The 843-nt window shown below is 56.1% G+C and carries 1 rRNA gene; it reads right to left on the bottom strand.

The features are described from left to right. A 23S ribosomal RNA gene (locus Q0795_RS17085) occupies positions 1-748 on the bottom strand; the annotation flags it as partial. Between the last annotated feature and the right edge of the window lie 95 nt (positions 749-843).

Here is an 843-nt window from a genome sequence, read left to right on the forward strand (position 1 = left end):
GGGCGCCCTGTTCGGACTCGCTTTCGCTACGGCTTCCCCACACGGGTTAACCTCGCCACTGAGCACTAACTCGCAGGCTCATTCTTCAAAAGGCACGCCGTCACCACACACAAGGTGCAGCTCCGACGGATTGTAAGCGCACGGTTTCAGGAACTATTTCACTCCCCTCCCGGGGTACTTTTCACCTTTCCCTCACGGTACTTGTCCGCTATCGGTCACGAGGGAATATTTAGGCTTAGCAGGTGGTCCTGCCAGATTCGTACGGGATTTCTCGGGCCCCGTACTACTCGGGAGGCGGCACACACAGTCACGGGTGTTTCGGCTACCGGGGTCTCACCGTCTACGCCAGGCCTTTCCAGACCCTTCACCTACACCACGCGATTTCTTACTGTGCACCAGGCTGGTAGACCCGGTACGCGCCACTCCCACAACCCCGCAGCTGCAACCCCTACCAGGTATCACACAACTACGGTTTAGCCTCATCCGCTTTCGCTCGCCACTACTCACGGAATCACATATTGTTTTCTCTTCCTGTGGGTACTGAGATGTTTCACTTCCCCACGTTCCCTCCACACACCCTATATATTCAGGTGCGGGTGACCAGCGATGAAGCTGGCCGGGTTTCCCCATTCGGACACCCTCGGATCACAGTCTGGTTATCGACTCCCCGAGGCTTATCGCAGATTCCTACGTCCTTCTTCGGTTCCTCGTGCCAAGGCATCCACCGTGCGCTCTTAAAAACTTAACAAAAAGCAACAAAGATACAGATGCTCGCGTCCACTGTACAGTTCTCAACCAACAACCAGCCACCACCAACCAGACCTGCCACCACACACCCCCACC

The sequence above is a fragment of the uncultured Serinicoccus sp. genome (assembly GCF_947487915.1).
GTDB lineage: Bacteria > Actinomycetota > Actinomycetes > Actinomycetales > Dermatophilaceae > Ornithinicoccus.